This window comes from Janthinobacterium sp. P210005 (assembly GCF_036231865.1).
Taxonomy (GTDB): domain Bacteria; phylum Pseudomonadota; class Gammaproteobacteria; order Burkholderiales; family Burkholderiaceae_D; genus Janthinobacterium; species Janthinobacterium kumbetense.
The window spans coordinates 145940-168483 of record NZ_JAZARC010000001.1; the positions used below are offsets into that span (position 1 = coordinate 145940).

Annotated in this window: 21 protein-coding genes; 17 read left to right on the forward strand and 4 right to left on the reverse strand. The window is 61.5% G+C overall.

Features of this window, described 5'->3' with window-relative positions; all coding sequences use genetic code 11:
- Positions 1-103 precede the first annotated feature (103 nt).
- The 4 genes from VPH40_RS00665 to map all read right to left on the reverse strand — a co-directional run bounded on the left by VPH40_RS00665 (position 104) and on the right by map (position 5225).
- Positions 104-868, reverse strand: a complete 765-nt coding sequence (locus VPH40_RS00665; RefSeq protein WP_328572321.1) for a flagellar brake protein — start codon at positions 866-868, stop codon at positions 104-106.
- Between the two features lie 152 nt (positions 869-1020).
- On the reverse strand, positions 1021-1770 hold the full coding sequence (locus VPH40_RS00670; RefSeq protein WP_034752263.1) for a pseudouridine synthase: 750 nt from the start codon (positions 1768-1770) through the stop codon (positions 1021-1023).
- A gap of 40 nt (positions 1771-1810) precedes the next feature.
- The gene (locus tag VPH40_RS00675) at positions 1811-4378 is read right to left on the reverse strand and encodes a [protein-PII] uridylyltransferase (RefSeq protein ID WP_328572322.1); all 2568 of its coding nucleotides are present in this window, start codon (positions 4376-4378) and stop codon (positions 1811-1813) included.
- A gap of 34 nt (positions 4379-4412) precedes the next feature.
- Positions 4413-5225 (reverse strand): type I methionyl aminopeptidase, encoded by an 813-nt coding sequence (map, locus tag VPH40_RS00680; RefSeq protein ID WP_099668116.1) that lies wholly within the window; start codon positions 5223-5225, stop codon positions 4413-4415.
- A 390-nt stretch (positions 5226-5615) separates the two neighbouring features.
- Between map and rpsB the strand changes: the two genes are divergently transcribed.
- The 17 genes from rpsB to VPH40_RS00765 all read left to right on the forward strand — a co-directional run bounded on the left by rpsB (position 5616) and on the right by VPH40_RS00765 (position 22540).
- Complete coding sequence (gene rpsB / locus VPH40_RS00685; protein WP_010397614.1) at positions 5616-6368, forward strand: 30S ribosomal protein S2; 753 nt, start codon at positions 5616-5618, stop codon at positions 6366-6368.
- A gap of 159 nt (positions 6369-6527) precedes the next feature.
- Positions 6528-7439 carry a translation elongation factor Ts gene (gene tsf / locus VPH40_RS00690; protein WP_034752260.1) on the forward strand — a complete coding sequence of 304 codons (912 nt, stop codon included), beginning with the start codon at positions 6528-6530 and terminating at the stop codon, positions 7437-7439.
- Positions 7440-7587: 148 nt separating this feature from the next.
- On the forward strand, positions 7588-8304 hold the full coding sequence (pyrH, locus tag VPH40_RS00695; protein WP_034752258.1) for a UMP kinase: 717 nt from the start codon (positions 7588-7590) through the stop codon (positions 8302-8304).
- Between the two features lie 176 nt (positions 8305-8480).
- Complete coding sequence (frr, locus tag VPH40_RS00700) at positions 8481-9041, forward strand: ribosome recycling factor (RefSeq protein WP_034784152.1); 561 nt, start codon at positions 8481-8483, stop codon at positions 9039-9041.
- Between the two features lie 99 nt (positions 9042-9140).
- Positions 9141-9908, forward strand: a complete 768-nt coding sequence (uppS, locus tag VPH40_RS00705; protein ID WP_099664331.1) for a polyprenyl diphosphate synthase — start codon at positions 9141-9143, stop codon at positions 9906-9908.
- Positions 9908-10741, forward strand: coding sequence for a phosphatidate cytidylyltransferase (locus VPH40_RS00710; protein ID WP_251349122.1), 834 nt, complete (start codon positions 9908-9910; stop codon positions 10739-10741). The genes uppS and VPH40_RS00710 overlap by 1 nt, the downstream gene beginning before the upstream one ends.
- A gap of 8 nt (positions 10742-10749) precedes the next feature.
- Positions 10750-11934: a 1-deoxy-D-xylulose-5-phosphate reductoisomerase gene (gene ispC / locus VPH40_RS00715; RefSeq protein ID WP_099664329.1), complete on the forward strand. Its 1185-nt coding sequence runs from the start codon at positions 10750-10752 to the stop codon at positions 11932-11934.
- A complete protein-coding gene (gene rseP / locus VPH40_RS00720; RefSeq protein ID WP_328572323.1) occupies positions 11931-13292 on the forward strand; it encodes an RIP metalloprotease RseP in 1362 nt (453 codons plus the stop codon). The genes ispC and rseP overlap by 4 nt, the downstream gene beginning before the upstream one ends.
- Positions 13293-13375: 83 nt before the next feature.
- Entirely contained in the window at positions 13376-15712 is a 2337-nt protein-coding gene (bamA, locus tag VPH40_RS00725; protein WP_099664327.1) for an outer membrane protein assembly factor BamA, read from the forward strand.
- Between the two features lie 51 nt (positions 15713-15763).
- Positions 15764-16282 (forward strand): OmpH family outer membrane protein, encoded by a 519-nt coding sequence (locus tag VPH40_RS00730; RefSeq protein WP_077403376.1) that lies wholly within the window; start codon positions 15764-15766, stop codon positions 16280-16282.
- Between the two features lie 70 nt (positions 16283-16352).
- Complete coding sequence (lpxD, locus tag VPH40_RS00735) at positions 16353-17408, forward strand: UDP-3-O-(3-hydroxymyristoyl)glucosamine N-acyltransferase (RefSeq protein ID WP_289898329.1); 1056 nt, start codon at positions 16353-16355, stop codon at positions 17406-17408.
- Positions 17405-17899: a 3-hydroxyacyl-ACP dehydratase FabZ gene (fabZ, locus tag VPH40_RS00740; RefSeq protein WP_071077748.1), complete on the forward strand. Its 495-nt coding sequence runs from the start codon at positions 17405-17407 to the stop codon at positions 17897-17899. Before lpxD ends, fabZ begins: the two co-directional genes overlap by 4 nt.
- Before the next feature lies 1 nt (position 17900).
- Positions 17901-18692 carry an acyl-ACP--UDP-N-acetylglucosamine O-acyltransferase gene (gene lpxA, locus VPH40_RS00745; RefSeq protein ID WP_092610952.1) on the forward strand — a complete coding sequence of 264 codons (792 nt, stop codon included), beginning with the start codon at positions 17901-17903 and terminating at the stop codon, positions 18690-18692.
- A complete protein-coding gene (gene lpxB / locus VPH40_RS00750) occupies positions 18676-19860 on the forward strand; it encodes a lipid-A-disaccharide synthase (protein ID WP_328572324.1) in 1185 nt (394 codons plus the stop codon). The genes lpxA and lpxB overlap by 17 nt, the downstream gene beginning before the upstream one ends.
- Before the next feature lie 45 nt (positions 19861-19905).
- The gene (rnhB, locus tag VPH40_RS00755; RefSeq protein ID WP_289898327.1) at positions 19906-20544 is read left to right on the forward strand and encodes a ribonuclease HII; all 639 of its coding nucleotides are present in this window, start codon (positions 19906-19908) and stop codon (positions 20542-20544) included.
- Entirely contained in the window at positions 20541-21326 is a 786-nt protein-coding gene (locus VPH40_RS00760) for a TrmH family RNA methyltransferase (protein WP_251349116.1), read from the forward strand. The genes rnhB and VPH40_RS00760 overlap by 4 nt, the downstream gene beginning before the upstream one ends.
- An 11-nt stretch (positions 21327-21337) precedes the next feature.
- On the forward strand, positions 21338-22540 hold the full coding sequence (locus VPH40_RS00765) for an aminotransferase class V-fold PLP-dependent enzyme (RefSeq protein ID WP_328572325.1): 1203 nt from the start codon (positions 21338-21340) through the stop codon (positions 22538-22540).
- Positions 22541-22544: the final 4 nt, after the last annotated feature.

The following is a 22544-nucleotide window of genomic DNA, read 5'->3' on the forward strand; positions in this document are numbered from 1 at the left end:
CCTTGCCCTGAACGTTTTTCAGGCGCCTCGTGACTTTGGCTGTTAAACAAAAAATGGCCGCGCAGCATCAGCTGGGCGGCCATTTTTCATGCGTGAAGCGAAGCTAGCGCACCTTGCGGCTGCTGCCCAGGTTGTCGAGCAGCACTTTCAATTCATCCTGCATGGCTTCCGTCAGGTTCAGGAAGCGGCAGCCGATCTGCACCTGCTCGCCCAGCAGGAAGGAGCGGAAGGTGCGCGACAGGCGGATTTCCAGGTCGGCGATCATGACCTTGTTCGGTCCCAGCTCCAGGCGCACGCGCGACAGCTTGCGCCCCACGTACAGGCCTACCGTGTCGCGCGGATGGGCGCGCATGCCGATGCCGCCGGCCGAGAAATCATACAGCTGCAATTCATACGGACGCCCCTCGAGCACGAAGGCGGCCAGGTAGTACACGCCCAGCGGCGTTTCCAGGCGTGCCGATTCGCGCCGTTCCAGCACCAGGCAATGGCTGGGGAAGTTCGTCAGATACACGTTCGGCCGCTCGGGATACGCTTCCCATTCGCCATTGATGGTAAATTGCAACTTGGCGCTTTGCACCCACGACACAAACGTGGCGCCGCCTTCGGGCAGGGTGGCGCCTTCATTCAGTTCCAGCACGAATTGCGGCAAGTCGTCGTCGACGGACAGGATGCGCGCCATGATGACGTCTTCGCCGCCCGTCGGGTAGATGGAAATGGCGTCGCCGTTGTCTGCCAGGCTGCACAGGGTTTCGCCGATATCCCACGGATCGCTCATATGGTGCGGCTTGGTGCCTGGCGCCATCGGCTCGGCCACGTCAGCCAGGCTGGGCGCGCCTTTGCGCAGGGGATTGGGGATGGGATCGTTCACGACAGCGTATCTCTTTTGTTCTGATGGGGAATAGTGTATAGGTTTAAAGCAATATTTACTAAGTAAATCACAATAATTGTTTTTATATCACTATATTCCTGTTGCTTATATGGCTTGGCATGCCACGCGGCATGCCACCTTGATGCCGTCGCTTAAAACTGTTCGTCCGCGCTCAGGTAACGCCATTGGCCCGTCGGCAAGTCGCCCAGCTTGACCTTGCCGATGCGCACGCGTTTCAGGCCCAGCACTTTCAGGCCGACGGCTTCGCACATGCGGCGGATCTGGCGTTTCTTGCCTTCGCGCAAGGTAAAGCTCAGCTGATCTTCATTTTGCCAGCGCACCTTGGCCGGCAGCAGCGGCTTGCCGTCGAGCCACAGGCCATGGTTGAGTTTTTTCAGTTCGCTGTCGGGCAGGGTGCCGCCCTTGGTGTAGCTCACGCGCACCAGGTATTCCTTGTCGATATCGGTATCGTGGCCGATCAGCTGCTTGGCCACGCGGCCGTCCTGCGTCAGGACGAGCAAGCCGACGGAATCGATGTCCAGGCGGCCGGCCGCCACCAGGCTGCGCAGCTGGGTCGGGTGGAATTGTTCCGGGCTGCGGTCTTCCGCCCAGCGGTTTTCCGCCTTGATCAGGGCCACGGCCGGCGTGTAGCCGTCTTCGGCCTGGCCGCTGACGTAGCCGACGGGTTTGTTGATCAGCACGGTGACCCGCTTCGATTGCTCGGCCGCCGCCTGGCGTTCCACGGTGACCCGCTGGCTGGGGTAGACCTTGCTGCCCAGCTCGGACACCACCTTGCCATCCACACGGACCCAGCCGCGTGCGATCCATTCATCGGCTTCACGGCGGGAGCACAGGCCCAGTTCGGACATGCGTTTGGACAAGCGTAATAATTCTTCGGTCATGTTGTTTCAGTTTCAGTAAGGTAGGCGCTGCGCGGAAAGTCTACACTTTCAGCGCATCGAGTAAATCGGTTTCCAGCAATATCTGGTTGCGGGCATTGTTGAGCGCGGGACCGTCGACGAGGAAAACGTCTTCGACCCGCTCGCCCAGGGTCATGATCTTGGCCGTGTGCAAGTTGATGCGGTACTTGGTCAGCACGTTGGCGATCGCATACAGCAGCCCCGTGCGGTCGTTGGCCGCCACCGACAGCAAATAGTATTGGCCCTTTTCATCGGGCCGCAAATCCACGGTCGGCTGGAAGGGGAAGGTGCGCGACAGGCGCGACAGCCGTCCCTTGCCCGGCGGCGGCAGCGGCGTTCGCGACTGCAGCAGCTCGCCCAGCTCATGCTCGATCAGGCTGATGATGTCGCGGTAGCTCTTGGCGAAATTTTGCTCCGTGACAAGGAACGTGTCGAGCGCATAGCCATTCTTGGTCGTGTGGATCTTCGCGTCGAGAATGCTGAAGTTCTTGCGGTCGAAATAGCTGCAGATGCGCGCGAACAGGTCGGGCTGGTCGGGAATGTACACGGCCACCTGCAAGCCTTCGCCGATGGGCGCCAGCCGGCATTTTACCACCGGCAACTTGCTGTCGAGCTTGTCATACAGCGAGCGCGTCTGCCAGGCGATGTCGGACGCGTCGTGGCGCAGGAAATACGCCACGTCCAGCTGCTGCCACAGCTTCAGATGGGCGTCCGGCGGCAAGCCGTACAGGCGCAAGGTGGCCAGCGCTTCCTGCTGGCGGTTCTTCAGCTCGCGGTCGGCCGTGTGCGGCTCGCCGCCCAGCACGCGCAAGGTGATCTTGTACAGGTCTTCCAGCAGCTTGCCCTTCCAGGCATTCCACACTTTCGGGCTGGTGCCGCGGATGTCGGCCACCGTCAGCAGGTACAGGCCCGTCAGGTGGCGCTCGTCCTTGACCACCTTTGCAAAGGCGGCGATGACGTCGGGATCGGACAAATCCTGCTTTTGCGCCACTTGCGACATGGTCAGGTGATTTTCCACCAAGAAAGCCACCAGTTCCGTGTCTTCTTCCGACAGGCCGTGCTCCTGGCAGAACTGGGTGGCGTCGGCCACGCCCAGCTTCGAATGGTCGCCGCCGCGGCCCTTGGCGATGTCGTGGAACAGGGCCGCCACGTACAGCAGCCACGATTGCGAGAAATCGGCCATCAGCTGGCTGCAGAACGGGTATTCGTGCGCGTGTTCGCTCATGGTGAAGCGGCGCATGTTGCGCACTACCATCAAAATGTGCTGGTCGACCGTGTACACGTGGAACAGGTCGTGCTGCATCTGGCCCACGATGCGGCGGAAATTCGGCAGGTAGCGCCCCAGGATGCTCATTTCGTTCATGCGCCGCAGCGCATGGATGATACCGACCGGCGCTTGCATGATGCGCAGGAAGAGGGCGCGGTTGACGGGGTCCTGGCGGAAGGCGGCGTCGATCTTGAAGCGCGCGTGCCACAGGGCCCGCGTGGCGCGCGAGGTCATGCCCTTCAGGGCCGGGCGTTCCGTCATCAGCACAAAGACTTCCAGCATGGCCGATGGGTATTGCTCGAACGTATCGTCGGCGCTGATGTCGATCAGGCTGTTGACTTCATTGAAGCGTGCGTTGATGGGCACGGCCACATTGTCTTGTGGAAACAATCGCGCTTCGATGTTTTGCAGCAAAATCGTGTTGAGCTGGGTCACCGTCTTGGCGGCCCAGTAGTAGCGCTGCATGAGGAATTCGCTGGCGCGGCGCATGTGCGGCCCGCTGCCAGTCGCCTGCAAGCCCAGCGATTCGGCGATCGCCGTCTGCACGTCGAACACGAGGCGGTCTTCGCGCCGCCCCGCATGCAGGTGCAGGCGCACGCGGATATCCTTGAAGGCGCGCTCCTTTTCCATCAGCTGGCGCGCTTCCGTCAGGGTGATCAGGCCGCCCGTGGCCAGGGTGCGCCACGAGTTCGCCAGGCCGGCCGCCTTGGCTACCCACAGGATGACTTGCAAGTCGCGCAAGCCGCCCGGGCTTTCCTTGCAATTCGGCTCCAGGCTGAAGGCCGTGTCTTCATATTTGGCATGGCGCTGGCGCATTTCCGCCGTTTTCGCGTGGAAAAACGCCTGCGGGTCCATGGCCGCGTCATAGCGTTGCTGCAATTGCGCGAACAAGTCCGCGTTGCCGCACACGAGGCGCGCTTCGAGCAAGCTCGTTTGCACGGTGATGTCGGCCTTCGATTCGACCAGGCATTCATCGACCGTGCGGATGCTGTGGCCGATTTCCAGGCCCAGGTCCCACAGCAGCTGCACCAGTTCCTCGAGCTTTTCCTGCGTGGCCCCATCGGGCGGTTGTTGCAGCAGGATCAGCAGGTCGACGTCGGAATACGGAAACAGTTCGCCGCGGCCATAGCCGCCCACGCCCACCAGGGAAGTGCCTGGTGGCAAGCCCGCTTCCTGCCAGGCGCGCGCCAGCACGCCGTCGACGCTGTGGCGCAGGCTGCGCAGCAGTTTTTCAGGCTTGCCGTCGGCCTGGAAGGCCGCAATGACGACCTGGCGGTCGGCTTTCAGTTGCTGTTTCAGCTGTTCCCGAACTTGCTTTTTCATCTGGACCCTGGGTGGCGGTGCGTGGGGTGGAGAATCAGGCTTTGTTCAGGATCAAGGCCGGTGGCGGTGGCATGCCGGGCGAGACGGTCAGCACTTCATAGCCCGTTTCCGTCACCAGCACCGTATGTTCCCATTGCGCCGACAGGCTGCGGTCCTTGGTTTTGATGGTCCAGCCATCGTTCATTTCTCGGATTTCGCGGCGGCCCGAGTTGATCATCGGTTCGACGGTGAAAATCATGCCCGCTTCCAGGCGTTCCAGGGTGCCTGGCTTGCCGTAATGCAACACTTGCGGTTCTTCATGGAAGACCTTGCCGATGCCGTGGCCGCAGAATTCGCGCACCACGCTGTAGCCGGCCTTTTCCGCGTGCTGCTGGATGGCGTGGCCGATATCGCCCAGGTGGGCACCGGGCTTGATCTGGGCTATGCCCAGCCACATGCATTCATAGGTGATTTCCGACAGGCGCTTGGCCAGGATGGTCGGCGTGCCGACGAGGAACATGCGGCTGTTGTCGCCGTGGTAGCCATCCTTGATGACGGTGATGTCGAGGTTGACGGAGTCGCCGCTTTTCAAGACCTTGTCGCCGGGGATGCCATGGCAGATGACGTCGTTGACGGAGGTGCAGATGGCTTTCGGGTAGGGCGTGTAGCCGGGCGGGCAATAGTTCAGCGGGGCAGGGATGGTGCCTTGCACGTTGACCATGTATTCGTGGCACAGGCGGTCCAGTTCGCCGGTCGTGACGCCGACCTTGACGAAGGGAGTGATGTAGTCGAGCACTTCGGCGCCGAGTTTGCCGGCAACGCGCATGCCTTCGATGTCGGCGGCGGTATTGATACGGATGGTGGACATGATGTAATTCGCAATCTGCAAGTTGTTCGGGTGAAAAGCACAGACGAATCTCAGCGTAGGAGGAAAAGTCTGCAAATATGTCGAAATTATAAACGAGGCGCCCTGTATCCGCCGCCTCCATCCTAGGGCGGGCAGGCGTTTTTTGCGGGAATGGCCATGGCGGATACGCCTTGCACCAGCGTGGTGCAACGCTTGCCGTCGCTGCGCGCGCGATTTGTGCCGTGGACTTGATGAAATGGGCATTTCGGTGTAGAATCCCGGGTTGCTTGAATTCTCTTTTAAGCAATGTAGTAAAACAGTGTCTTTAATTTATATAAACACGCGAATCCGGTCGACAAGGGTGCCTGTATGGTGACTGATCGGATTCCAGACCCAACCCTGGAGTTAATAATGTCCGTAACAATGCGCGAAATGCTGGAAGCCGGTGTCCACTTTGGTCACCAAACCCGTTTTTGGAATCCAAAAATGGCACCGTTCATCTTCGGCCATCGCAACAAGATCCACATCATCAACCTGGAAAAAACCATGGCGATGTACCAGGACGCAATGAAGCACGTGCGTCAACTGGCTGCAAACCGTGGCACCATCCTGATGGTTGGCACCAAGCGTCAAGCTCGCGAAATCATCGCTGCTGAAGCACAACGCGCTGGCGTGCCTTTCGTTGATCAACGTTGGTTGGGCGGCATGCTGACCAACTTCAAAACGATCAAAACCTCGATCAAGCGTCTGAAAGACATGGAAGTGATGATCGAAGACGGTTCGATCGAGAAGCTGTCGAAAAAAGAAGCGCTGATGTTCTCCCGCGAAATGATCAAGCTGCAAAAATCGATCGGCGGCATCAAGGACATGGGCGGCATTCCTGACGCAATCTTCGTCGTCGACGTCGGCTACCACAAAGGTGCGATCACCGAAGCAGCTAAACTGGGTATCCCGGTCATCGGCGTTGTCGATACCAACCACTCCCCAGAAGGCGTGAACTTCGTGATCCCAGGTAACGATGACTCCTCGAAAGCCATCATGTTGTACGCTCGCGGTGTTGCTGATGCAATCATCGAAGGCCGTGCAGCTGCCGGTAACGAAGTTGTTGAAATGGTTAAAGCAGCCGCTGGCGACGAATTCGTCGAAGTAAACGAACAGGCTTAATGGCCAGGCTATCGCAGGATAGCCGTTTGTAAGCACAGCAGTAAGGGAAAAGGGGTGGCAGCAGCTCCCCCTTTTTTTTAACAAAAAAAACGATAGTGACCGCTGGCGAGGCATGCATGCCCGGCCGCGACTATCGACTCACCGAATCAGGAGAAACACATGGCAGCGATTACAGCAGCGATGGTAGGCGAATTGCGCGGCAAAACCGACGCACCAATGATGGAATGCAAAAAAGCACTGACCGAAGCCGAAGGCGACATGGCTCGTGCGGAAGAGATCCTGCGCGTCAAACTGGGCGGCAAGGCATCGAAAGCATCGGCACGCATCACCGCTGAAGGCGTCGTGGCAACCTACATCGCCAATGGCGTAGGCGCCCTGGTCGAAGTGAACTCGGAAACCGACTTCGTTGCGAAAAACGACGATTTCCTGGCACTGGCCAATAACGCTGCCCGTCTGGTAGCGGAACACAACCCGGCTGACGTCGCTGCTCTGCTGGCCCTGCCACTCGATGGCAAGACCCTGGAAGACGTGCGCGCTGCCCTGATCGGCAAAATCGGCGAAAACATGACCATCCGCCGCTTCCAGCGTTTCGAAACCAGCGCCAAGCTGGCTTCGTACCTGCACGGTTCGCGCATTGGCGTGATCGTCGAATTCGACGGCGCCGATGAGCAAGTCGGCAAAGACGTGGCCATGCACATCGCTGCCATGAAGCCAGTGTCGCTGTCGTCGAACGAAGTTCCTGCGGAACTGATCGAAAAAGAGCGTTCGGTTGCACAACTGAAAGCCGAAGAAGACGCAGCCAAAGCGGCCGCCGAAGGCAAGCCAGCGCAATCGCCGGAAATCCTGGCCAAGCGCCTGGAAGGTTCCGTACAGAAGTTCCTGAAAGAAGTTTCCCTGCTGAACCAAGCTTTCGTGAAAAACGACAAGCTGTCGGTTGAGCAAATGCTGAAGGCGGCTAACACCAGCGTCAAAGGTTTCGCCATGTACGTAGTGGGCGAGGGCATCGAGAAGAAGCAAGACGACTTCGCAGCAGAAGTCGCAGCACAGATGGCTGCCTCCCAGGGAGCGTAAGTAAAGCGGGCCGAGAGGCCCGTTTTTTTGGCCCGCCCGCACCTGTCGTGCCGGGCGGCGGCATGGGCAGCTTCCTCCCGCCTATCCGGCGCTGCAAGGCGCTGCGCCATGTCATACTCGAATAACCTCATTTATGGAGCCCCAGCTCATGTCAAAACCAGCCTACAAGCGCGTCCTCCTCAAGTTGTCCGGCGAAGCCCTGATGGGTGATGATCCCTACGGCATCAACCGCGCCACGATCGAGCGCATGGTGGCCGATGTGGCCGAGGTGGCAAAGTTGGGTGTGGAACTGGCAATCGTGATTGGCGGCGGCAATATCTTCCGCGGCGTCGCGCCTGGTGCGCAAGGCATGGACCGCGCCACCGCCGACTACATGGGCATGCTTGCCACGGTGATGAATGCACTGGCCCTGGCCGATGCCATGCGCCACGTCGGCATCACCGCGCGCGTCATGTCGGCCATCGGCATCGAACAAGTGGTCGAGCCATACGTCCGCCCGAAAGCCCTGCAATACCTGGAAGAAGGTAAAGTGGTCGTCTTCGCCGCCGGTACCGGCAATCCGTTCTTCACCACCGACACGGCAGCCGCCCTGCGCGGTTCCGAGATCAGCGCCGAGATCGTCCTGAAGGCCACCAAGGTCGACGGCGTCTACACGGCCGATCCGAAGAAGGATCCGAACGCCACCCTGTTCCACACGATTACGTTCGACGACGCCATCGCCAAGCACCTGCAAGTGATGGATGCCACCGCATTCGCCCTGTGCCGCGACCAGAAACTGCCAATCAAGGTGTTTTCGATCACCAAGCCGGGCGCGCTGATGCGCGTCATCATGGGTGAAGATGAAGGCACGCTGGTTCACGTATAAGGAAAGCGGAGCGCCGAGAAACCGCTCATGGCTGCGTTGCAGCGCCTCGCCGTACATTAAGTACTGTCTTCGGCGCTGCGCCTTGCCCTGAACGGTTTTCGGCACTCCCGGCTGCGGTACTATTCAACCCGCAAGCGCAATAGAATATTCATTATTATCAAGACAAGGAGTAGGTAATGTCCTTAGCTGACGTTAAAAAGAACACCCAGGAACGCATGACGAAGTCGCTGGAAACACTGCGGGCCGACCTGGCCAAAGTGCGTACCGGCCGCGCCCATACGGGTATCCTGGACCACGTGATGGTCGATTACTACGGTTCGCCGACGGCGCTGACCCAGGTCGCCAACGTGACCCTGATCGACGCGCGCACCATCGGTGTGCAGCCGTACGAAAAGAAGATGGCCAACACCATCGAAAAAGCCATCCGCGACGCCGACCTGGGCCTGAACCCGTCGGCACAGGGCGACCTGATCCGCGTTCCGACGCCGCCGCTGACGGAAGAGCGCCGCAAGGAAATGGTCAAGCTGGTCAAGAGCGAAGCGGAAGACGCGAAGATTGCCGTGCGTAACATTCGCCGCGATGCGAACGAGTCGCTGAAGAAACTGGTCAAGGAAAAAGCCTGCTCCGAGGACGATGAGCGCCGCTCGTCGGAAGAAGTGCAGAAGCTGACGGACAAGTTTATTGCCGACATCGACAAGATGGTGGTCGACAAAGAAAAAGAAGTGCTGACGGTCTAGTTTTCAGTTCTTTTGACGCTGCCCGGGAAAGCATGGCTTTTCCGGGCAGTGCTATTTGGCGCATAATAGCTATCTTTTATTTTTGGTATTCGTGTTTTCATGATCTATTCGAGTTCGACAACGGCAGTACCTGAGGTGGGCACGGTGCCGCGCCATGTGGCAATCATTATGGATGGCAATGGCCGCTGGGCAACCAAGCGCTTCCTGCCCCGCGTGGCTGGCCACGTCAAGGGCGCCGACGCCGTGCGCGGCATCGTCGAGACTTGCCTCGATCGCGGTGTCGAGTACCTGACCCTGTTTGCCTTCAGTTCGGAAAACTGGCGCCGCCCGGAAGAAGAGGTGTCGATGCTGATGCGCCTGTTCGTCACGATGCTGGAACGCGAAGTGGTCAAGATGCACGCCAATGATATCCGCCTCAAGGTCGTGGGCGACCTGTCGCGCTTCAATGAGCAGTTGCAAACCCTGATCGCCAATGCGGAACGCAAGACGGCGAACAACACGCGCCTGACGGTGTCCATCTGCGCCAATTACGGCGGCCGCTGGGATATCATGCAGGCAGTCAACAAAATGACGGCCGAGGCGGCAGCCAACGGCCAGAGCGCCGGGCACGCCTACACGGAAGAGCAATTGGCGCCGCACCTGGCCATGGCTTACGCGCCCGAGCCCGATCTGTTCATCCGCACGGGCGGCGAGCAGCGCATTTCCAATTTCCTCCTGTGGCAACTGGCGTACACTGAGTTGTTTTTCACCGAGACTTTCTGGCCCGACTTCAATGACGAGTGCCTCGACGCGGCAATCGCGTCTTACCAGCAGCGCGAACGGCGCTTTGGCCGTACCAGCGCGCAATTAACTGAAAAGACAAACTGATGCTGAAAACACGGATAATCACCGCCCTGGTCTTGTTGGCGGTCTTGCTGCCGGTTCTGTATCTGAATTACTTCCCCGCCTTCGCCGTGATCGCCACGGCGTTCTTCGGCGCCGCCATCTGGGAAAGCTTCCGCATTTTCAAAAATCGCCAGGCGCTCCTGATTGCCGCCATCTGGACTGCCGCCTTCGCTTATACGTTTTTTGTCGGCAACGGCATGGCGCAGCTCAATTTCTGGTTCGCCCTGTGCGTGGCCATCTGGCTGATCCGCTTCGTGCCTTCGCTGGCGACGGGCTTGCCGCCCACCGAAGGCCTGGGCAATACCTTGCTCAGCCTGGTGTATCCGGTGACCATCGTCGGCTGCTTCGTCGCCATCATCGCCTTGTTCCTGCATAGCCCTTTGTACCTGCTGTCCGTGATGGCCCTCGTGTGGATCGCCGATATCGGCGCCTATTTCTCGGGCAAGGCTTTCGGCAAGCGCAAGCTGGCGCCAAGTATTTCCCCAGGTAAATCCTGGGAAGGCGCCATCGGCGGCGGCATCGCCGTGCTCGTCATCGCCGCCATCACGATTTTCGCCGCGCCAGCACTGCCGGTCTTGCAAGACACCTTTGCCGTGCAGCTGCAATTGCGCCGCGGCTGGCTGGTGGCCTTGCTGGTGCTGCTGCTGATCGTCGCCGCCAGCATCGTCGGCGACCTGTTCGAATCCCAATTGAAGCGCCGCGCCGGCATCAAGGACAGCAGCAACCTGCTGCCCGGCCATGGCGGTGTACTCGACCGTATCGACGCGTTGATCCCGGTCCTGCCATTTGCCGCCCTCGTGGCCAGCTGGCTTTAAGGAAACTCATGCAATACATCACCATCCTTGGCGCGACCGGTTCGATTGGCGTGTCCACCCTGGACGTGCTCGCGCGTCACCCGGAGCAATACAGCGTGTACGCGTTGAGCGCGCACAGCCGTGTCGCCGAACTGGCCGCCCAGTGCCTGCAATTCCGTCCCCAGCGCGCCGTCGTCGGCACGGCTGACGCCGCCCTTGAGCTGACACGTTTGCTGCGCGGGCAGGGCGTCGATACGCAAGTCGAGTATGGCGTGGAGGCCCTGTGCGCCATCGCCAGCGCGCCGCAAGTGACGGGCGTGATGGCGGCCATCGTCGGCGCGGCCGGCCTGGCGCCGACCCTGGCGGCGGCCCGTGCTGGCAAGAAAGTATTGCTGGCCAACAAGGAAGCGCTGGTCATGTCCGGCCAGCTGTTCATCGATGCCGTGCATGACAACGGCGCCGTACTGCTGCCGATCGACAGCGAACATAACGCCATCTTCCAATGCATGCCGCATGCCCATGGCCGAGCGCCCGGCGCCGCGGGCGTGGCGAAAATCGTGCTGACGGCGTCAGGCGGCCCCTTCCTCACGCGCGACGTCGAGACGCTCGACACGGTCACGCCGGACCAGGCTTGCAAGCATCCGACCTGGGCCATGGGGCGCAAGATTTCCGTCGATTCGGCCACCATGATGAACAAGGGCCTGGAAGTGATCGAGGCGCACTGGCTGTTCGGCGCGCCGGCGGAGCAGATCGAGGTGCTGATACACCCGCAAAGCGTGATCCATTCGATGGTGTCGTACATCGACGGTTCCGTGCTGGCCCAGCTGGGCAATCCGGACATGCGCACGCCGATCGCGCATGCGCTGGCATATCCACAGCGTATCAACTCTGGCGTGGCGCAGCTTGACCTGGCGCAAGTGGCCACCTTGCAGTTCGAACGTCCCGATTTCCGCCGCTTCCCCTGCCTGGCGCTGGCCTTCGACGCCTTGCGCGCGGGCGGCACGGCGCCGGCCTTGCTGAACGCGGCCAATGAAGTGGCCGTGCAAGCCTTCCTCGACGAACAGATCGGCTTCCGCCAGATCGACCGCGTCATCGCGCACGTGATCGAGACGGTGCCGCACGGCGCCGCCTCCAGCATCGAGGCCGTGATGGAGCAGGACCGCCTGGCCAGAGCGGCCGCGCACGCGTACATCGCCCACAGGCTGGCCGCATGACCCTGATTACCACCTTGCTGGCGTTCATCGTCGCGCTGGGCTCGCTTATCACCCTGCACGAGCTGGGCCACTACCTGGTGGCGCGCTGGTGCGGCGTAAAAGTGCTGCGTTTCTCGATCGGCATGGGAAAAGTGGTGTATTCGCGCAAGTTTGGCAAGGACCAGACGGAGTGGGCGATTTCCGCGCTGCCGCTGGGCGGCTATGTCAGCATGCTCGACAGCCGCGCGCAAGACCTCAGCGATTTGCCGGAAAGCGAATTGCGCCGCGAATTCACGCGCCAGAGCGTGTGGCGCCGCATCGCCATCGTGGCCGCCGGCCCGCTGGCCAACTTCCTCGTCGCCATCGTGCTGTACGCGGGCCTGTTCATGCATGGTATCGAAGAGCCGTCGAGCAAGCTCGGCCCCGTGGCCGAGCAGACCGCCGCCTATGCGGCCGGCTTGCGCAGCGGCGATACGGTCGAATCGGTGAATGGCAAGGCCGTGGCCAGCTGGTCCGAGCTGCGCTGGGAACTGATCCAGGCCACCCTCGACAAGCAGCCGGCGCGCATCGAAGTACGCCGTCCCGACCGTGGCCAGCAGGAAGCGACCTTGCCGACGGCCAGCCTGACGGAAGCGGACCTGGAAGGCGACGTGCTGGGCAAGCTGGGCCTGACCCTGGCCCGTTCCGCGCCCACCTTGATGGAAATCATGCCCGATGGCGCCGCCGCGCGCGCCGGCCTGCAGAAAAACGACCAGATCCTGGCCATCGACGAACAGCCCGTGCACGACGTGGCGGCCGTCATCGCCACCCTGAGCCAGGCGCCGGGCCGGACCTTGCAATTACAGCTCTTGCGCCAGGGCCAGGACCTGACCCTGTCCATTACGCCGGACGCCGTGCCGGGCGCCGGGGCAGAGGGAGCTGTAACAGTTGGTAAGATACAGGCAAAGCTGGGACAGGTGCCGGATATGATCACCGTGGCCTCCGGACCGTTCTCCGCCGTGGGCAAGGCGTCCGCCAAGGTCTGGGATACCAGTGTCATGAGCCTGAAAATGCTGGGCAAAATGATCACCGGCCAGGTCTCGCTGAAGAATGTGACGGGTCCCATTACCATCGCCGATTACGCGGGCCAGACGGCGCGCATCGGCCTGGTAAGCTACCTGAGCTTCATTGCCTTCATCAGTATCAGTCTGGGCGTGATGAATTTGCTACCCATTCCTGTTCTGGATGGCGGGCATTTGCTGTATTATTCGCTGGAAGTTTTGACCGGACGCCCCTTGCCGGAGCGCGTAGGCGAGATTGCCCAGCGCCTGGGGATCGGTTTGTTGCTGACCTTGATGGTGCTTGCCGTCTTTAATGACGTGTTGCGATTGCTGAATTAGGGCGGTGGTTGATGCCATTGCGTGAGTCGCACAAGCAATCTTTTGTGTATGTTGTCCATTGATTTACCCATTGAATAACCCCAATGAAATTACATTCTGCTCGTTTTGCCTTGCCTTCCTTTCGTCGCAGCCTGATCGGCGCCGCCGTCATGGCCATCTGTTCCGGCCACGCGCTGGCCGTCCAGCCATTTACTGTCAAGGACATCCGGGTCGAAGGGATCCAGCGTACCGAAGCGGGCACCGTCTTTGCCTACCTGCCGGTGCGGGTCGGCGAAACGTTCTCCGACGAGAAGAGCGTTGCCGCCATCAAGGCCCTGTATGCGACGGGCATGTTCAAGGATGTGCGCCTGGAAGCCGAGGGCGACGTGCTGGTGGTGCTGGTCGAGGAACGTCCGGCCATCGCTTCCGTGGCATTTACGGGTACCAAGGAATTTGAAAAGGATGTGCTGGTCAAGGCATTGAAGGAAATCGGCGTGGGCGAAGCCAAGATTTTCGACAAGGCATCCGTTGACCGCGCGGAACAGGAACTCAAGCGCCAGTACCTGTCGCATGGCCTGTACGGCGTGAAGATCACCACCACCGTCACGCCGATCGAGCGCAACCGCGTCAACGTGGTGTTCGCCGTCGACGAGGGCGACGTGGCCCGCATCAAGCAGATCAACATCGTCGGCAACAAGGCCTTCACCGACAAGGAACTGCGCGAGCAGCTGGCCCTGAACACGGGCGGCTGGTTCAGCTGGTACACCAAGGCCGATCAATATTCGAAGACCAAGCTGACGGGCGACATCGAGTCGCTCAAGTCCTACTACCTGGACCGCGGCTATATCGAAATGCAGGTCGACTCGACGCAAGTGTCGATCACGCCCGATAAAAAAGACATTTACCTGACGATCAATATCACCGAAGGTGAAAAATACAAGATCGCCGGCACCAAGTTCGAAGGCGAGATGTTCGGTCGCGAAGAAGAGCTGAAAGCCCTGAACCTGATGCGCGAAGGCGAAATCTATTCGGGCGCGCGCCTGACGGCGACGAACAAGCGCATCCAGGACCGTCTGGCCACGTTCGGCTACGCGTTTGCCAACGTCAACGCCAATCCGGAAATCAACCGTGAAAAGCATGAAGTCGGTTTCACCTTCTTCATCGATCCGGGCAAGCGCGTCTACGTGCGCCACATGAATATCGCAGGCAATACCACCACGCGCGATGAAGTCATCCGCCGCGAATTCCGCCAGTTCGAATCGTCCTGGTATGACAGCAACAAGATCAAGCTGTCGCGCGACCGTGTCGACCGTCTGGGCTACTTCAAGGACGTGACCATCGACACGCCGGAAGCGCAGGGCACGACCGACCAGGTCGACGTCAACGTGACGGTGGTGGAAAAACCAACGGGTAACTTCCTGATCGGCGGCGCTTTCTCGCAATCGGAGAAATTCACCCTGTCGGCGTCGATTTCGCAGGCCAACTTTGCCGGTAGCGGCAACACGGTCGGCATTGAACTCAATACCAGCCATTACAGCCGCACGATTGCGTTTTCGCAAACCAATCCGTACTTCACGGACGACGGCATTTCGCGCAGCTTTGAAGTCTACCTGCGGACGACGGAACCGCCGGCGCTGAACATCGGCAGCTACAAGATCAAGCAAACCGGTGGCCGCGTCAGTTTCGGCGTGCCGTTCTCGGAAGTCGACACCGTCTTCTTCGGTATCGGCGGCGAGCGCTCGCGCATCGAGACCGACGTCACCAGCCCGATCCGCTTCAAGCAGTACGTGGTGGACAATGGCGGCCCGTCCGACGGTATCGGTTCGGCCACCACCAATTCCATCCCGCTGACGGCGGCATGGCAGCGCGACAGCCGCGACAGCGCCCTGACGCCATCGATCGGCCGCTACCAGCGCGTCAACCTGGAGGCTGACCTGATCGGCGACCAGAAGTACTTCCGTGCCATCTATGAGCACCAGTACTTCCGTCCGCTGTTCAGCAAGGTCACCCTGGCGCTGAAGGGCGAGATCGATTACGGCCACGGTATCGGCAAGCACGTGTATCCGGTCTTCAAGAACTTCTACGGCGGCGGCATCGGTTCGGTGCGCGGCTATCTGAGTTCCTCGCTGGGCGCGGTTGAACCGAGCACCAACGATGCCCTGGGCGGCGCTTCGCGCCTGATCGGTAACGCGGAACTGCAGATGCCATTCCCCGGTTCGGGCAATGACCGCAGCCTGCGCTGGTTCGGTTTCCTTGACGGCGGCCAGGTCTACCAGGAAGGCGAAAAAATGCGGATTTCGCAATTGCGCTATTCTGCTGGCTTGGGCATCAGCTGGATTTCACCGGTGGGCCCGCTCAAGCTGAGCTATGCCAAGCCGCTGAACGCCAAGCCGACGGACCGCCTGGAGCGCTTCCAGTTCCAGATGGGCACCGGTTTCTAACCGGCCATCTGAAACGGGGCGACAGCTTTTACTTTTTGACCATGGAGTATCATGAACACCGCATCCGCCACCCTGCCCAAGTCCCTTGCCATGATTGCATTGTGCTGGAGTTCGCTGTTGCCGGTGCAGGCGCAGGCTCAGGAGTCGAAGATCGCCTGGATCAGCAGCGAACGTATTTATAACGAATCGAGGCTGGCCAAGCTGGCCAGCGCCAAGCTGGCCGAAGAGTTCCGCTCGCGTGAAAAAGCCGTGCAGGAACTGGCGGCCCGCTTCAAGGTCGCCAACGAAGCCCTGGAAAAGGACATGCCGACCTTGAGCGAGGCGGAGCGCGCCAAGCGCCAGCGCGAGTTTTTCGAGCTGGACAAGGAGCTGCAGCGCCGCCAGCGTGAGTTCCGCGAAGACCTGAGCCAGCGCACGAACGAAGAGCGCAGCGCCATCGCGGAAAAAGCCAACACCATCATCCAGCAGATGGCGCATATCGAAGGATATGACATCGTGCTGCAGGAAGCCCTGTGGGCCAGCCCGCGCATCGACATCACCGACAAGGTCTTGAAGGCGCTGGACAAGTAATCGAAACGGTTTCAAGCCTGCCAGTGCATGCTCTGCGTGCACTGGCAGGCGTATTTATAAAGGTAATCAGATGGGCACTCGACTAGGAGAATTGGTCGAACGCTTCGGCGGGCAATTGGCGGGCGATCCGAACCTGGAAGTCTCAGGCATCGCACCGCTGGCCGACGCCGGCGCTTCGCACATCAGCTTTCTCAGCAATACCAAATTCCGCGCACAGGCGGCCCAGAGCGGCGCTGCGGCGCTGATCCTCACGCCGGCCGACGACGCGCTGATCGGCGACGAGTACGCGGGCGCGCGCATCGTCACACCGAATCCCTATGTGTATTTCGCGCGCGCGGCGCAGTATTTCGCCGCCTTGCACGAGATCAAGGCCCCGGTCGGCATCCACCCGGGCGCCTTTGTCGACGCCAGCGCGCAGGTTGACGCCAGCGCCTCCGTCGGCGCGCATGCGGTGATCGAAGCGGGTGCCGTGATCGGTGCCGGCTGCGTCATCGGGCCTGGCTGCGTGGTGGGGCGCGACGCCGTCATCGGCGCGGGCACGCAGCTGCTGGCCAACGTGACCTTCCATGCGCGCTGCGTGATCGGCCAGCGCGGCATCATCCATTCGGGTGCCGTGATCGGCACCGACGGATTCGGCTTCGCCAACGAAGGCGGCGTGTATATCAAGATTCCGCAGACGGGCAGGGTGGTGATCGGTGACGATGTCGATATCGGCGCCAACACCACCATCGACCGCGGCGCACTGGCCGACACCATCATCGAAGATGGCGTCAAGCTCGATAACCAGATCCAGATCGGCCACAACTGCCGCATCGGCGCGCACACGGCCATGGCCGGCTGCGTCGGCGTGGCCGGCAGCGCCATCATCGGCAAGTACTGCACCTTTGGCGGCGCCGCCATGGTGCTGGGCCACCTGACCATTGCCGACCGCGTCCACGTGGGCTCGGGCAGCATGGTCTCGCGTTCGATCGCGGAGCCGGGGCAGTACACGGGTTTTTATCCGCTGGCCAAGAACGCCGACTGGGAAAAGAGCGCCGCCATCGTGCGCAACCTGTCAAGCATGCGCGAGAAGATCCGCGCGCTTGAAAAAACAATTAAAACACTGACCACGCAAGACGAAAAATGACTACTGAAAAAAAGACCCTCGACATCCTGGCCATCAAATCGCTGCTGCCGCACCGCTATCCGCTGCTGCTGGTTGACCGCGTGCTGGACTGGGAAGCGAACAAAACCATCACCGCCATCAAGAACGTGACGGTCAACGAAGAGTTCTTCCAGGGCCATTTCCCGCACAAGCCGGTCATGCCCGGCGTGCTGATGATCGAAGCGCTGGCGCAAACGGCGGCCTTGCTGTCGTTCCTGTCGATGGGCGTGAAACCGGACGAGAATTCGGTGGTGTACTTTGTCGGCATCGACAATGCGCGCTTCAAGCGTCCTGTCGAACCGGGCGACCAGCTGAAGATGGATGTGGAAATCCTGCGCGTCTCGCGCGGCATCTGGAAATACAAGGCAGTCGGCTCCGTCGACGGCAAAGTGGCGCTGGAAGCGGAACTGATGTGCACCATCCGCAGCGCGCAGGATGCGAGCCAGTCTGCGAGCCAGCCAGCGGGGCAGTAAGATGGCGGCCATCCACTCCACGGCAGTCATCGATCCGAAGGCCGAGCTCGACAGCTCGGTCGAGGTGGGCCCGTACACCATCATCGGTCCGCACGTGCGCATCGGCGCCGGCACCAAGGTCGGCCCGCACGTGGTCATCGACGGCCACACGACGATTGGCAGCGACAACCACCTGTTCCAGTTTTCTTCCATCGGCGCGCAGCCGCAGGATAAAAAATGGGCAGGAGAGGCGACGCGCCTGGAAATCGGCGACCGCAACACCATCCGCGAATTCTGCACCTTCAACACGGGTACCGTGCAGGGCGGCGGCGTGACGCGCCTGGGCAACGACAACTGGATTTCGGCATACGTGCACCTGGCGCACGATTGCCTGGTGGGCAATAACACGATTTTTTCGAACAACGCCCAGCTGGCGGGCCACGTGGAGATCGGCGACTGGGTCATCATGAGCGGCTTCGCCAATGTGCACCAGTTCTGCAAGATCGGCGCGCACGCCTTTGTCGGCATGAGCACCAGCCTGACGCAGGACGTGCCGCCTTTTGTTCTGTTGAACGGCAATCCGGCGCAGGCGCATGGCGTCAATATCGAGGGCTTGAAACGCCGCGGCTTTACGCGCGAGCAGATCAACGGCATACGCACCGCGTATAAACTCATCTACCGCTCGGGACTGACCCTGGAGGAATCGAAGGCAGCCCTGTTCGAAGAAGAAGCGGCGTCGTCGCCCGAGGTGGCGGAACACATTCGCGCCATGCGCGAATTCCTTGGCGTGGCCTCGCGTGGCATCGTCCGCTGACCAGGCCAGCGGCCTCGGTGTCGCCAACGTCGCCATCGTCGCCGGCGAGGTGTCGGGCGACCTGCTGGCCAGCCGGCTGCTGTCCGGCCTCGTGCCGCAGCTGCCCGGCACGCGCTTCCACGGTATCGGCGGCGAGCACATGGCCAGGCAGGGCTTTGTTTCCGACTGGCCGCTCGACAAGCTGACGGTACGGGGCCTGTTCGAAATCATTCCCCGCTACCGCGAAATCAAGGGCATCCAGAACGCGCTGCGCGACCAGTTGCTGGCCGAGCGTCCCGCCGTCTTCATCGGCGCCGACTATCCCGGCTTCAATCTGGGCCTGGAACAGCAGCTCAAGGAAGGCGGCATCCCCACCGTGCACTACATCGGGCCGCAGATCTGGGCCTGGCGCGGCGGGCGCATCAAGAAAATCATCAAGGCCGTCTCGCATATGCTGGTGATCTTCCCGTTCGAGGAAGAGATCTACCGCAAGGCAGGCGTGCCCGTCACCTATGTCGGCCATCCGCTGGCCGAAATGATCCCGTTGCAGCCCGACGAAGCGGCCGCGCGCCGCACCCTGGGCTTGCCGGAAGACGCGAACGTCGTGACCCTGATGCCGGGCAGCCGCATGGGCGAGCTTAAATACAATACGGTGGCGTTCGTGGCCGCCTGCAAGCTGCTGCTGGCGCGCGACCGCTCCCTGCGTTTCGTCGCGCCCATGGCCGGTGAAAAACAGCGCCAGTACTTTTTGCAGCTGATCCGCGAGGCGGGCCTGCAGGACGTCGAGATACTGCTGACGGATGGCGGCTCGCACACGGCCATCTGCGCCGCCGATGCGGTGCTGGTGGCGTCGGGCACGGCCTCGCTGGAAGTGGCGTTGTACAAGAAACCCATGGTCATCGCCTACAAGATGATGCGCGCCTCGTGGGAAATCATGCGCCACATGGGCTATCAGCCGTGGATCGGTTTGCCCAACATTCTGGCGCGCGACTACCTGGTGCCCGAGCTGCTGCAAAACGCGGCCAGCCCGGAAGCGCTGGCCGAGGCCATGTGGCAGCAGCTGAGCGACGTGCCGGGCCGCCTGCGCCTGGTGCAGCGCTTCACGGACATGCACCACAGCCTGCTGCGCGACAGCGCGCGCGAAAGCGCCAACGCCGTCATGCAAGTCATCGCCGCCAACCGCAAGTAGCTCCCGATCACCGCTTCAACCGCAATACCCAACCAAAGATTCAACGTGAAAAATATCTATCCCGGCCTGTTTGACGACTTGCCATTCTCGCTCGATGAAATCATCTGCGGCGTCGACGAGGCAGGGCGCGGTCCGCTGGCCGGCCCCGTGTTCGCCGCCGCCGTGATCCTCGACCCGAACCAGCCCATCGACGGCTTGCGCGATTCGAAAAAGCTCACCGAAGCCAGGCGCGACCTGCTGGCACCGCAGATCAAGGCCAAGGCCCTCGCCTGGGCCATCGCTGAAGCGTCGGAAGAGGAAATCGACCGCCTGAACATTTTGCAGGCGTCGATGCTGGCCATGCGCCGCGCCGTCGAAGCGTTGGCCACCGTGCCGACCCTGGCCCTGATCGACGGCAACCGCTGCCCCGTGATGCCGATACGCGGCATGGCCATCATCGGCGGCGACGACAAGGTCGATTCGATTTCCGCCGCCTCGATCCTGGCCAAGACGGCGCGCGACGCGGCGCTGGTGCACCTGCATGCGGCCTATCCCGAATACTGCTTCGACCAGCACAAGGGCTATGGCACCAAATTGCACCTGGAGCGCCTGCACCTGCACGGCGCCTCGCCCGTGCACCGCCGCTCGTTCGCACCCGTGCGCAACGTGATCGCCCTGTTTGGCGGACAGGAGGTGGTGGCATGAAGACGATTACTTCGCGCGACAATGCGCAATACAAGGATTTGCTGAAACTGGCGGGCAGTTCGCAGGCGCGCCGCAAGTCGGGCCGCACCCTGCTCGACGGTGTACACCTGTGCCAGTCCTACCTGCAGCTGCGCGGCATGCCGGAGCAGTGCATCGTCAGCGAAAGCGCCTTGCAGAACCCGGAAGTGGCGGACATCGTCGGCCAGCTGGAAAGCCAGCGCGCGCACGTGCTGGGCTTGCCCGACGCGCTGTATCACGCGGTGAGCCAGGTCGAGCACGGCGTGGGCGTGATGTTCCTCATCGAGACGCCGGAACGGGCCGTCACGCAGCCGCTGAGCGTGTCGGCCGTGCTGCTCGATAACCTGCAAGATCCGGGCAACGTGGGTTCCATCCTGCGCAGCGCGGCGGCCGCCGGCATCACGCAGGTGTATTGCAGCGCCGGCACGGCCTTCTGCTGGTCGCCGAAGGTGCTGCGCGCGGCGATGGGCGCACACTTCGTGCTCGACATCTTTGAAAACGTCGACCTGGCAGCGCTCGTTTCCGGTGCCAAGGTGGCGACGCTCGCCACCAGCGGCTATGCCACGCAGCGATTGTACGACGTCGACCTGCGCCAACCGGTCGCCTGGCTCTTCGGCCATGAAGGGCAGGGCGTCGCCGATGATTTATTGTCGATGGCCACGCACCAGGTGGTCATTCCCCACCTGGGCCAGATCGAATCGCTGAACGTGGCCGCCTGCGCCGCCGTCTGCTTCTTCGAGCAGCTGCGCCAGGGCCAGGCCTGAACAGGGTAGCCATGTCCTTCCCCCTGCTTGCCGACGGTGCGGCCCGGGACGAAGCCTGGTGGTGCCAGGTGGCCGCCTTGTATCCTGCGCCGCCGGACGCCATCGTCAATCTCGAACACGGCTATTTCGGCGCCATGGCCGCGCCCGTGCAAGCGGCCTTCGAGCAGGCCGTGCGCTACACCAATGAACAGCTGAGTCCTTTCGTGCGCGGCGAGTTCACGCGCACGCATGTGGATATCCTGCGCTGGCGCGTCGCGGAACTGATCCATGCGGAACCGCACGAAATCCTGCTGACGCGCAGCGGCACCGAGTCCATGCAGGTGCTGATCACGCAATACCACGGCCTGGCGCCCGGCGATACGGTGCTGTGGAGTAATCTCGACTATCCGGCCATGCGCACGGCCATGCGCTGGCTGGCGCAGCGCCGTGGCGTCACCAGCACGCAAGTCACATTGCGCTTGCCCATCAGCGATGCCGAGATCGTCGCCCGTTACGCGCAAGCCATGCGCCAGGCCGTCCAGCCCAAATTGCTGCTGCTGTCGCAGGTGACACCGGCCAACGGCCAGCAACTGCCGGTGCGGGAGATCATGGCGCTGGCGCGCGAGCATGGTATCGACGTGCTGCTCGACAGCGCCCATGCGCTGGGGCAGGTCGACGTGGACGTGCAGGCCCTGGGCGTCGATTTCGCCGGTTTCAATCTGCACAAATGGCTGGGGGCGCCGGCGGGACTGGGTGTCGTGTATATCCGCGCCTCGCAGCTGCACAAGATCGAGCCGCATTTGGGCGACGAGGATTATCCGTTGGATGATATCCGCAGCCGGCTGCACATGGGCATGCCGCCGATCGGCGCCATCCTGGCCGTGCCTGCCGCATTGGATTTTCATGCGCGCCTGGGCGGCACGTCGGCCAAGATGGAGCGTCTGGCCTGGCTGCGCGATTACTGGGTCAGTCGCGCCGCGCAGCTGCCCGGCGTGCGCATCTTGTCGCCGCTCGATGCGAAACGGGGCACGGCACTGGTGGCGTTTGCCGTCGACGGCATGAGCGCGCGCCAGTTGCAGCAAGCCTTGCTGCAGCGCTTTGGCATCTTCACGGTGGAGCGCAATATCGGCGATACCGACATCGTGCGCGCCACGGTGGCCATCACGACGCAGACCAGCGAACTCGATCAGCTGGTCGCCGCGCTGACGGTGCTTTCGAGCGAAACGAACGCCTGACAAA

Bases quoted from the DNA above. Each gene is read 5' to 3' on its own strand.
- pyrH (WP_034752258.1), top strand. From the start codon at position 7,588: ATGTCAAAACCAGCCTACAAGCGCGTCCTCCTCAAGTTGTCCGGCGAA.
- uppS (WP_099664331.1), top strand. From the start codon at position 9,141: ATGATCTATTCGAGTTCGACAACGGCAGTACCTGAGGTGGGCACGGTG.
- map (WP_099668116.1), bottom strand. From the start codon at position 5,225: ATGTCCACCATCCGTATCAATACCGCCGCCGACATCGAAGGCATGCGC.
- VPH40_RS00710 (WP_251349122.1), top strand. From the start codon at position 9,908: ATGCTGAAAACACGGATAATCACCGCCCTGGTCTTGTTGGCGGTCTTG.
- lpxD (WP_289898329.1), top strand. From the start codon at position 16,353: ATGGGCACTCGACTAGGAGAATTGGTCGAACGCTTCGGCGGGCAATTG.
- lpxA (WP_092610952.1), top strand. From the start codon at position 17,901: ATGGCGGCCATCCACTCCACGGCAGTCATCGATCCGAAGGCCGAGCTC.
- VPH40_RS00765 (WP_328572325.1), top strand. From the start codon at position 21,338: ATGTCCTTCCCCCTGCTTGCCGACGGTGCGGCCCGGGACGAAGCCTGG.
- VPH40_RS00675 (WP_328572322.1), bottom strand. From the start codon at position 4,378: ATGAAAAAGCAAGTTCGGGAACAGCTGAAACAGCAACTGAAAGCCGAC.
- rpsB (WP_010397614.1), top strand. From the start codon at position 5,616: ATGTCCGTAACAATGCGCGAAATGCTGGAAGCCGGTGTCCACTTTGGT.
- bamA (WP_099664327.1), top strand. From the start codon at position 13,376: ATGAAATTACATTCTGCTCGTTTTGCCTTGCCTTCCTTTCGTCGCAGC.
- fabZ (WP_071077748.1), top strand. From the start codon at position 17,405: ATGACTACTGAAAAAAAGACCCTCGACATCCTGGCCATCAAATCGCTG.
- frr (WP_034784152.1), top strand. From the start codon at position 8,481: ATGTCCTTAGCTGACGTTAAAAAGAACACCCAGGAACGCATGACGAAG.
- VPH40_RS00730 (WP_077403376.1), top strand. From the start codon at position 15,764: ATGAACACCGCATCCGCCACCCTGCCCAAGTCCCTTGCCATGATTGCA.
- tsf (WP_034752260.1), top strand. From the start codon at position 6,528: ATGGCAGCGATTACAGCAGCGATGGTAGGCGAATTGCGCGGCAAAACC.
- rseP (WP_328572323.1), top strand. From the start codon at position 11,931: ATGACCCTGATTACCACCTTGCTGGCGTTCATCGTCGCGCTGGGCTCG.
- VPH40_RS00760 (WP_251349116.1), top strand. From the start codon at position 20,541: ATGAAGACGATTACTTCGCGCGACAATGCGCAATACAAGGATTTGCTG.
- ispC (WP_099664329.1), top strand. From the start codon at position 10,750: ATGCAATACATCACCATCCTTGGCGCGACCGGTTCGATTGGCGTGTCC.
- VPH40_RS00670 (WP_034752263.1), bottom strand. From the start codon at position 1,770: ATGACCGAAGAATTATTACGCTTGTCCAAACGCATGTCCGAACTGGGC.